Raw genomic sequence first — 9,083 nt, forward strand, 5'->3', positions numbered from 1 at the left:
CAGGCCCCGGCCTCCGCCCGCCCGGCATCCGCCCCCGCCTCGGCCGGCCCCACCACCTCGGCCGCCGCCTCCGCGCGCTTGCGCCGGCGGTGCGCGGCGACGCGCTCCCGGGTGGCGCAGGTGCCGGAGCAGTAGCGGCGGGCACTGCCGGGCCCACCGCCGAGGAAGAGCCGGCCGCAGCCGGAGGCGGCGCAGGCGCCCCACGCGATCCGGCCGTGCTCGGTGAGCAGCTGGGCGAGCGCCAGGGCGCCGGAGGCCAGGAACCACTCCCCCCAGCCGGCCTCGTCACCCCGGTCCACGTGCAGGTGCCACGGGTGGCCGCCGTGCCGGGTCAGCCGGGGGCGGGTGGCGTACTGCGCGAACAGGTCGTTGAGGGCTTCCGCGGCGCGGTCCTCGTCCGGCTCGGCGAGGACGCCGGCCATCCGCCGGGCCGCGGCGCGCAGGTCGGCGGCGTCCGCCTCGGTGAAGGCCCCGGCCGTGAGGTCGTCGGTGTCCTCCCCGTGCCGGGCCAGCAGTGCGGTGAGTCCGGCCCGCGGGAGGCCGGGATCGGCGCGGACCGCCTCGGCGAGGTCGACTAGCCGCCGGGCGGCCGAGAAGCCCTGTGCGGAGTCCGTCATGCCCTGTTCCTTTCATCGTGCAGCCGGATGACGTAACGTCTTGGGGAATTATGACGTTACACGGTGCGGGGGAGGGACCCCGATGGGTGGGTTCGGGCGGTACCTGGCGGCGGCACTGGCGGCGCGCTTCGCCTCGGAGGGCATGAGCTTGGCGGTGGTCCTGCTCGCCCTGGAGCGCACCGGGAGCGCCGCGTACGGGGCGTTCGTACTGACGGCCTGGCTGGCCCCGCACGTCCTGGCGGCTCCGCTCGCCGGTGCTGCCGCTGGCCGTACGCGGCGGCCGCGGCTCTTCCACGTCGGCGCGCTGGCCGGGTTCACGACCGCGGTGGTGGCGCTGGCCGTGCTGTTGGGCCGGGCGCCGCTGCCGGTGGTGCTCGCGGCGGCGGTGCTCGGCGGGAGCTGCGGGCCGATGGTGACGGGCGGGATGTCCAGCTTGGTCGCAGGACTGGTGCCGGCGGGGGCGCGGCGCGACCGGGCGTACTCCTGGGACGCGACCACGTACAACGCTGCGGCGGTGACCGCTCCGGCGGCAGTGGGCCTGGTCTCGGCGGCGGGTTCGGCGGCGCCGGCGATGGTGGTGCTGGCGCTGGGCGGGGCGCTCGCGGCGCTGCTGGCCGCGACCCTCCCGTTCGGCGGGGCCGCCTCCCCCGCGACGGCTGCCCCGGCCGGGGCCGAGCGGGCCGGGGCCGGCCTCGGGGGCGGGCTGGCGGTGCTGTGGCGGATCCGGGAGCTGCGGGCGATCACCTCTGCCACGTCGCTGGCCTTCGTCGGGCTGGGTTCCCTCACCACCACCTCGGTGCTGCTGGCCGGACGGCTCGGTAGTCCGGGCGCGGGAGGTGTGCTGATGACGGCGTTCGCGGCGGGCGCGCTGGCGGGTTCGCTGACACTGGGCCGACTCTCGGGAGTGGCTCCGGGGCGGCTGGCGCGCTGGGCGATGGCGGGCACCGGGCTGGCGCTGGGTGCGGCCGCCTTCTCGCCCTCCGTGGCCGTCGCGGCGGCGCTGTTCGCCGCGGCCGGGGTGTGCGACGGGCCGCTGCTGACGGCCACGCTGCGGATCCGGGCGGATCACGCACCCGACGCGGTGCGCACGCAAGTGTTCACGCTGGGGGCGGGGCTGAAGCTGACCGCGGCCTCGGTCGGGGCGGCCCTCGTGGGGCTGGCCGCCGACGCGCCGCCACGGCTACTGCTGACCGGGGTGGCCGTCCTGGTGCTGGTGTCGGCCCTGCTGCACGTGCTCGTGGCCCCGCGCGCTGCCGGGGCGGGCACGGCAGCCGCCACTACGGGGCTCGCGGCAGGCTCCGCCCCGGCTGCGCCCGGTCGGCGGACTCCCGGAGCGCCGTGAGCACCGCGGCACGGGCCGGAGCACAGGCGTACCCCCGTCCGCGATTCCATGAACGTGCGGACGGGGGTGCACCCGTTCGATCCGGGGCCGGCCGGGAGGACTACCGGGCCAGCTCCTCCTTCAGCGCCTGGAGGAAGCCGTCGACGTCCTCCTCAGTGGTGTCGAAGCCGCACATCCAGCGGACGTGTCCGGCGGCCTCGTCCCAGAAGTAGAAGCGGTAGCGCTCCTGGAGCCGCCGCGACACCTCGTGCGGCAGCTTCGCGAACACGGCGTTCGCCTGCACCGGGTAGAGGATCTCCACCCCGTGGGTCTCGCGGACCCCTGCGGCGAGCCGCTGCGCCATCCCGTTGGCGTGCCGGGCGTTGCGCAGCCACAGGTCCTTGGCGAGCAGGGCCTCCAGCTGGACCGAGACGAAGCGCATCTTCGACGCGAGCTGCATCGACATCTTGCGGATGTGCTTCATCTGCCGGACCGCGTCCGGGTTGACCACGACCACGGCCTCGCCGAACATCATGCCGTTCTTGGTGCCCCCGTACGAGAGCACGTCGACGCCCACCGCGTTGGTGAACGTGCGCATCGGCACGTCGAGCGAGGCCGCGGCGTTGGCTATGCGGGCGCCGTCGAGGTGGACCTTCATGCCGAGCGAGTGGGCGTGCTCGCAGATCGCCCGGATCTCGTCCGGGGTGTAGACCGTGCCCAGCTCGGTGTTCTGGGTGATCGACACGACCTGCGGCATCGCCCGGTGCTCGTCCTCGAAGCCCCAGGCTTCCTGGTCGATGAGCTCGGGGGTGAGCTTGCCGTCCGGGGTGGGGACGGCCAGCAGCTTGAGGCCGGCCATCCGCTCGGGTGCGCCGCCCTCGTCCACGTTGATGTGGGCGGTCTTGGCGCAGATCACCGCACCCCAGCGGTCGGTCATGGCCTGGAGGGCCGTGACGTTCGCGCCGGTGCCGTTGAAGACCGGGAAGGCCTCCGCGTACGGGCCGAAGTGGCTGCGGATGATCCTCTGCAGGTGCTCGGTGTACTCGTCCTCGCCGTAGGCGACCTGGTGGCCGCCGTTGGCCAGGGCAAGGGCCTCCAGGACCTCCGGGTGGACCCCTGCGTAGTTGTCGCTCGCGAAACCGCGTACCGCCGGATCGTGGTGGCGGCGGGCATCGGTCTTCACGGTTGCGGAGTGAGCCACAGACGCTGTCCGTTCACATCGATGGCGGGCCGCTCCCACACGCCGGCGATGGCCTCGGCCAGCTCCTTGACGTCGGTGAAGCCCGCGAACTTCGCATTGGGGCGCTCCGCGCGCATCGCGTCGTGCACCAGTGCCTTGATCACCAGGATCGCAGCCGCGGCGCCCGGGCCCTCCTCGCCCCCCGCCTTGCGGAAGGAGTCGGCCATGGCGAGCGTCCACGCCTCGGCGGCCGCCTTGCCGGCGTTGTACGCGGCGTTGTTGGCGACGGGCTTGTGCGCACCGGACTGGCTGACCAGGACGTAGCGGCCCCGGTCGCTGCGCAGCAGGGCGTCGTGGAAGGCGATCGACGTGTGCTGGACGGTGCGGATCAGGAGCTTCTCCAGGAAGTCCCAGTCGCCCAGGTCGGTCTCGGTGAACGAGGTGCTGCCGCGCCAGCCGCCGACGAGGTGGACGAGGCCGTCCACGCGCCCGAACTCCTTCTCGGTCCGCGCGGCCCATTCCTTGGTCGCGTCGAGGTCGAGCAGGTCCACCGTGTCACCGGTGACGGTGGCGCCGCCGTGGGCGTAGCGGGCCGCGTCCACGGCCTCGGCCAGGCGGGCCGGGTCGGCGTCGGACGCCACCACCACGGCACCGGCCTCGGCGAGGCGGAGCAGTGCGGCGCGGCCGGCGGGGCCGCCGGCGCCGGCCACGGCGACGACGGCTCCCTTCAGGCTGCCGTTGGCGTTCCCGGTGTCGTTTCCGCTGTTCATCTGTGCAGCCTCCAGTGGGCGAGTGCTCACGCGGCGGCCCGCTCGGCCGTGTCGGAGTCCAGGGCGGTGATGCCCTTGCAAGAGGCGATCACGGTCTTGAGCTTCTTGGCGAGCGCCTCATAGAACATGCTCAGCGGAAACTCGTCCGGAAGCACGTCGTCCACGAGCTTGCGCGGCGGCTGCGTCAGGTCCAGGGCGTCGGGGCCCTTCGCCCACTTGGAGCCCGGGTGCGGGGCGAGGTAGGTGGAGACCAGCTCGTAGGCCTTGAACCAGTGCACGAGCTTCGGGCGGTCGATGCCGGCCCGGTAGAGGTCCTCGATCTCGGCGCACAGCTGGTTGGTGACCTGCGGGGCGCGGTCCCAGTCGATCTTCAGCTTGTTGTCCGTCCAGCGCACGACGTCGTGCTTGTGGAGGTACGCGAAGAGGAGCTGGCCGCCGAGACCGTCATAGTTGCGGGTGCGGTCGCCGGACACCGGGAAGCGGAACATCCGGTCGAAGAGGACGGCGTACTGCACGTCACGGCCGTGCTCGTTGCCCTCCGACTCCAGCTTGACGGCCTCCTTGAACGCGGTGAGGTCGCAACGCAGCTCCTCCAGGCCGTACATCCAGAACGGCTGGCGCTGCTTGATCATGAAGGGGTCGAACGGCAGGTCGCCGTGGCTGTGGGTGCGGTCGTGCACCATGTCCCACAGGACGAAGGCCTTCTCGCAGCGCTCCTGGTCCTCGACCATGCGGGCGATGTCCTCGGGCAGCTCGATGCCGAGGATGTCGACGGCGGCCTCGGTGACCTTGCGGTAGCGGGCGGCCTCGCGGTCGCAGAAGATGCCGCCCCAGGTGAAGCGCTCGGGGGCCTCGCGGACGGCGATCGTCTCCGGGAAGAGCACCGCGGAGTGGGTGTCGTAGCCCGGGGTGAAGTCCTCGAAGGTGATGCCGAGGAACAGCGGGTTGTCGTACCGGGTGCGCTCCAGCTCGGAGAGCCACTCGGGCCACACCATCTTCAGGACGACGGCCTCGAAGTTGCGGTCCGGGTTGCCGTTCTGCGTGTACATGGGGAAGACGACGAGGTGCTGGAGGCCGTCGGCGCGCTCGGCGGCAGGGTGGAAGGCCATCAGCGAGTCGAGGAAGTCCGGCACCGCGAAGCCCTCCGCGACCCACTTGCGCAGGTCGGCGACGAGTGCCTTGTGGTAGACGGTGGCGTGCGGCAGGAGCGGGGAGAGCTGCTCGACGGCGGTGACGACGCGCTCGACGGCGGCCTCGACCTGCTCGCGGGACGGCGCGCCCTCGACCTCGAAGTCGATCGAGCCGTCCTTGGACTGCCAGGGGCGGATCTCCTCCACGGCGGCCTTGAGCTCGGGCCACGCCGGGTGGTCGACCACCCGCGCCCCGGCGGTTATCGCGGCCCCGCCGATACCCGGCACAAGAGTTTCCGTCATGTCACTTCCTCCACAGGAGAACCTCACGTAAAGACAGCGTATGCATGTGAGGGTGTCCCGCTCAAGAGGTTGTCCAGGAAATTATTCGGCTGTACCCCTACTGAGACCGCAATTCTTCCCGCAGTCCACCGTTCGGGCGAGCGCTTCGCCGTCCTGTCAAGACCCGAGGGGCGCGCCCACGCACGGGTGAGGCGGCACGGGCCCGCCGGCCGGGGAACGGAGCGCAACACCCTGGCGGGAACCGGCCGATGGGCGGCTCCGGGGCTCTGCACGGGCGGTCTCATCGCGACCGGAGCGCACTAGCATGCGTCCTCACCGCGCGCGGCCGGGCCAGGGACGCCGCGACCGCGCGGGGAGCCGCCGTCGACGGAAGCGAGAGAACCTTGACTTTCCTCACCATCGGTCATCGCGGGGTCATGGGTGTCGAGCCGGAGAACACCCTGCGGTCGTTCGTCCGTGCGGAACGTACCGGCATGGACGCGATCGCGCTGGACCTGCGCCTGAGCAAGGACGGCGTGCTGGTCGCCCTGCACGACGCCGAGGTCGACCGGACCACCGACGGCTCGGGCGCCGTCGCCGATCTGACCCTGGACGAGCTGCGCGGGCTGGACGCCGGGCAGGGCGAGCACGTCCCGGTCTTCGAGGAGGTCCTGGACACCGTACGGACCCCGCTCCAGGCCTCGGTCCAGGACGCGCCCGCCGCGACGGCACTGGCGGAGCTGGTGGCGGGCCGCGACTTGACCGCACGGGTCGAGGTGGCCTCGTTCCACGACGCGGTGCTCGCCGAGGCGGCCCGGCTGGCGCCGGGGGTGCGGACCGTCCTCCACTCGGACCTGGCCGGGGACGCGGCCGACGACGTCGTGGACCGGGCCCTGGCCGCGGGGGCCCGAACGCTCGCCCTGAACCTGCGGCGGCTCACCCTGGAGACGGTGGAGGCGGCGCACCTGGCCGGGCTGCGGGTGACGGGCTGGACGGTCAACTCCCTGGATCACCTGCGGCTGGCCCGGGCGCTCGAACTGGACGGGGTGGCCACCGACTTCCCCGAGATCCGCAGCACGGGCCGGTTCACGGCCTGACCGCTCCGCCCGGCGCGCCCGGCCCGGGGTGCGCCGGGCCGGGGGTGCGCCGGGCCCGGGTGCCGGCCCGTGGACCGCTCCTACAGGGCCTTGACCAGAAGTTCGAAGGCCAGGTCGTCGCGGAGCGGGACGCCGAAGCGCTCGTCTCCGTAGGGGAAGGGGCTCATTTCGCCGGTGCGGCGGTAACCGCGGCGCACGTAGTAGGCGATGAGCTCCTCCCGGATGTGGACCACCGTCATCCGCATCTCCCGTGCGCCCCACATGTCCCGGGCCCGGCGCTCCGCCTCGGCGAGGACCTCCTTGCCGAGGCCGCCGCCCTGGAGCCCGGGGCGGACGGCGAACATCCCGAAGTACACGTGGTCGCCGCGGTGTTCGAGCTGGCAGCAGGCGACGAGCTCGCCCGCTCGCTCGACGACGAGCAGGACGCCGTCGGAGGTCCGGATGACGGCGCGCACCCCGTCCGGGTCGGTGCGCTGCCCGTCCAGGAAGTCCGCCTCCGTGGTCCAGCCGGCCCGGCTCGCGTCCCCGCGGTACGCCGACTCCACGAGCTCCACGAGGGCCGGCACGTCCGCCTCGACGGCATTGCGGAACTGCAGGGCGGCGGGCTGTGCTGCGGTCGACATGGGGGCTCCGTTCTGCTGTGTGCTCAGCGGCATGTGACATGCCCGCTGCTGCCCGGACAGCCTAGCGCGGCGCTGCGTGCGGGCCCGTGGGCCGGGGCATCTGTTCACCGTGACGCCGTCGAACCGGGGGGTTCCCGCCGTGCACGGTCCCGCGATGTCCTCATGGTCCGCTCCCGCCGCCCTCCCGGCCTGGCTGCTCGTCCTGCTGTGCGCGGTGAGCGGCGCGTACTGCCTGGGGCGCGTGCGCAGAGCGGGCCGTCGGGCGCGCGGTGCGGTGGCGGGCGATGCGCTGATGGGACTCGGGATGGCGGCGATGGCCGCGCCGCCCGGCATCGGCCCGTGGGGGCCGCAGGTGCTGCTGGCGGTCTTCTGCGGGGCGGTGCTGCACGCGCTGTGGCTGCTGCGGGGCGGGCTGCACCACGCCCACCACCTGGTCGGTTCGCTGGCGATGGCGTACATGGCGCTGACGGTGGCCCCGGGGCACGGGGCCGGATTGGGCGCGGGCGCGGGGGTGGTGGGGGTGGGGCCGTGGGCCGCGCAGCCGCTCGTCACAGCGGTGCTCCTCGTCTACTTCGCGGGGTACGTGCTGTTGGGCGGGGCGCGGCTGTTGGCGACGGGTCCGCAGGCCCTGCCCGCCGGAGCCGGCGGTGGGTCGCCGGCGGTCGCGGGCGCCGTCGGGGGGCGGGTCGCGGCGGGGTCGGCGGAGCTGGCGCGGGCGTGCCGACTCGCCATGGGGATGGGGATGTTGGCGATGCTGCTCGGCATGTGACCGGCCGCCGCAAGGCGTGCGGAAGGCCCCGGGAGGGGGTGACGGTTGCCGTGCGCGGTGCCGGGAAACGTGTCCTGCGTCACCAATCACCCGAGTCCGTACCAGCAGGTAGCCCGACGCTCATAGGCTGGCGGACATGATGGTCCCCGCCGTTCTCCTGTTGCTCGGCGCCATGACCGCGGTGCTCGCACCCCGGCTGCTGGCCGGGGCCGAATGGCCCGAGCGTGAACCCGTCGTCGCCCTGTGGGTGTGGCAGTGCGTGGTGGGTGCGGTCCTGCTGTGCTTCGCGCTGTCGATGCTGCTCAGTGCGGCCGCCGCCTGGCACGCGGTCCGGGGCCGGCTCTTCGCTGCCGCCCCGCACGGGGTGGTCGACGCCTACGCGCTGGGACCGGCCGGCGGCCCGTGGGCCGTCGGCACCGCACTGCTGCTGGCGGGCGGCGGGCTGTGGACCGGGCTCCGGCTGGCCCGGGAGGTGCTGCGGGCCCGCGCCGGACGGCGGGCGCGGGGCGCCGAACTGCTGGTGCGGGCCCTTGACGGGGCTACGGACTGCTCGGGATTTGCTGCTGGCGCGGTGGGGTCGGTGGGGGCGTGGCGCGGCCCTGCTGGTGCGGGCCCCGCTGCTGCCCGGCGAAGATCCGGCCGGGGCGCGGCTCGTGGTCCTGGAGGGGCCGCGGCCCGAGGCGTGGTGGCTCCCGGGCACGGCGCCGCAGCTGGTGGTGACCACGGCCGCGCTCGGGCGGCTCAAGGGGAGCCAGCTGGACGCCGTGCTGGCGCACGAGCAGGGGCACGCGGCGGCCCGCCACGACTGGCTGCTGCACTGCTCGCGGGCGCTGGCCGGCGGCTTCCCGCAGGTGCCGGTGTTCGCGGCGTTCGAGGCGGAGATCCACCGGCTCGTCGAACTGGCCGCGGACGACGTGGCCTCCCGCCGCTACGGGCGGCTGACCATCGCCCTCGCACTGGTCGGGCTCAACGAGGACCGGGGGGTGTTCGGCCCCTCCCCCGCGCCGCAGCCCCACGTCCCGGAGCGGGTGCGGCGGCTGCTGTCGGCGACGCCTCGGATGTCGCCGGGCCGCCGGCTGCGGTTGACGGCACTGGCCACGCTGGTGCCGGCGGTCCCCCTTCTGGTGGCGTTCGTGCCGGGGCTGAGGGCGCTCACCTGACCGCGGGCCGGATCCCGGACCGGACGCGCCCGGATCGGATGCGGCCCGGCCGCCCCCGCGGCCCGGCCGCCCCCGCGGCCCGGCCGCCCCCGCGGCCCGGCCGCCCGCGGCTCGGGCGGGCCCCGACCGGGGAG

The 9,083-nt window shown here is 74.1% G+C and carries 8 protein-coding genes and 1 pseudogene; 4 read left to right on the forward strand and 5 right to left on the reverse strand.

All coding sequences use genetic code 11. The features are described from left to right. Positions 1-617, reverse strand: a 617-nt coding sequence (locus ACFV7Q_RS37115) for a CGNR zinc finger domain-containing protein (protein ID WP_385435359.1), incomplete at its 3' end; no start/stop codon positions are given. A gap of 82 nt (positions 618-699) precedes the next feature. Here ACFV7Q_RS37115 and ACFV7Q_RS37120 point away from each other — a divergent pair. Then, positions 700-1,959: an MFS transporter gene (locus tag ACFV7Q_RS37120; protein WP_385435360.1), complete on the forward strand. Its 1,260-nt coding sequence runs from the start codon at positions 700-702 to the stop codon at positions 1,957-1,959. Between the two features lie 100 nt (positions 1,960-2,059). Here the strand turns inward: ACFV7Q_RS37120 and ACFV7Q_RS37125 are convergent, their stop codons facing one another. The 3 genes from ACFV7Q_RS37125 to ACFV7Q_RS37135 are packed head-to-tail and all read right to left on the reverse strand — an operon-like array spanning position 2,060 to position 5,321. Beyond that, the gene (locus ACFV7Q_RS37125; protein ID WP_385435361.1) at positions 2,060-3,121 is read right to left on the reverse strand and encodes a threonine aldolase family protein; all 1,062 of its coding nucleotides are present in this window, start codon (positions 3,119-3,121) and stop codon (positions 2,060-2,062) included. Then, positions 3,118-3,888: an SDR family NAD(P)-dependent oxidoreductase gene (locus ACFV7Q_RS37130; protein ID WP_385435362.1), complete on the reverse strand. Its 771-nt coding sequence runs from the start codon at positions 3,886-3,888 to the stop codon at positions 3,118-3,120. The genes ACFV7Q_RS37125 and ACFV7Q_RS37130 overlap by 4 nt, the downstream gene beginning before the upstream one ends. A gap of 26 nt (positions 3,889-3,914) precedes the next feature. Further along, entirely contained in the window at positions 3,915-5,321 is a 1,407-nt protein-coding gene (locus tag ACFV7Q_RS37135) for a DUF6421 family protein (protein ID WP_385435363.1), read from the reverse strand. Positions 5,322-5,704: 383 nt separating this feature from the next. Here ACFV7Q_RS37135 and ACFV7Q_RS37140 point away from each other — a divergent pair, with 383 nt between their 5' ends. Continuing rightward, positions 5,705-6,397 (forward strand): glycerophosphodiester phosphodiesterase, encoded by a 693-nt coding sequence (locus ACFV7Q_RS37140; protein WP_385435364.1) that lies wholly within the window; start codon positions 5,705-5,707, stop codon positions 6,395-6,397. Between the two features lie 80 nt (positions 6,398-6,477). Here the strand turns inward: ACFV7Q_RS37140 and ACFV7Q_RS37145 are convergent, their stop codons facing one another. Next, on the reverse strand, positions 6,478-7,020 hold the full coding sequence (locus ACFV7Q_RS37145; protein WP_385435365.1) for a GNAT family N-acetyltransferase: 543 nt from the start codon (positions 7,018-7,020) through the stop codon (positions 6,478-6,480). 154 nt (positions 7,021-7,174) lie between these two features. Between ACFV7Q_RS37145 and ACFV7Q_RS37150 the strand changes: the two genes are divergently transcribed. Together ACFV7Q_RS37150 and ACFV7Q_RS37155 are read left to right on the forward strand one after the other, a co-directional pair. Continuing rightward, complete coding sequence (locus ACFV7Q_RS37150) at positions 7,175-7,789, forward strand: DUF5134 domain-containing protein (RefSeq protein ID WP_385435366.1); 615 nt, start codon at positions 7,175-7,177, stop codon at positions 7,787-7,789. A gap of 136 nt (positions 7,790-7,925) precedes the next feature. Next, positions 7,926-8,949 (forward strand): annotated as a pseudogene (locus tag ACFV7Q_RS37155) (M56 family metallopeptidase). The last annotated feature ends 134 nt before the right edge of the window (positions 8,950-9,083 follow it).

The organism is Streptomyces sp. NPDC059851 (assembly GCF_042732005.1).
Lineage (GTDB): Bacteria > Actinomycetota > Actinomycetes > Streptomycetales > Streptomycetaceae > Streptomyces.

Coding starts and splice junctions, on each gene's coding strand:
- ACFV7Q_RS37120 (WP_385435360.1), top strand. CDS start 700: ATGGGTGGGTTCGGGCGGTACCTGGCGGCGGCACTGGCGGCGCGCTTC.
- ACFV7Q_RS37130 (WP_385435362.1), bottom strand. CDS start 3,888: ATGAACAGCGGAAACGACACCGGGAACGCCAACGGCAGCCTGAAGGGA.
- ACFV7Q_RS37135 (WP_385435363.1), bottom strand. CDS start 5,321: ATGACGGAAACTCTTGTGCCGGGTATCGGCGGGGCCGCGATAACCGCC.
- ACFV7Q_RS37145 (WP_385435365.1), bottom strand. CDS start 7,020: ATGTCGACCGCAGCACAGCCCGCCGCCCTGCAGTTCCGCAATGCCGTC.
- ACFV7Q_RS37150 (WP_385435366.1), top strand. CDS start 7,175: ATGTCCTCATGGTCCGCTCCCGCCGCCCTCCCGGCCTGGCTGCTCGTC.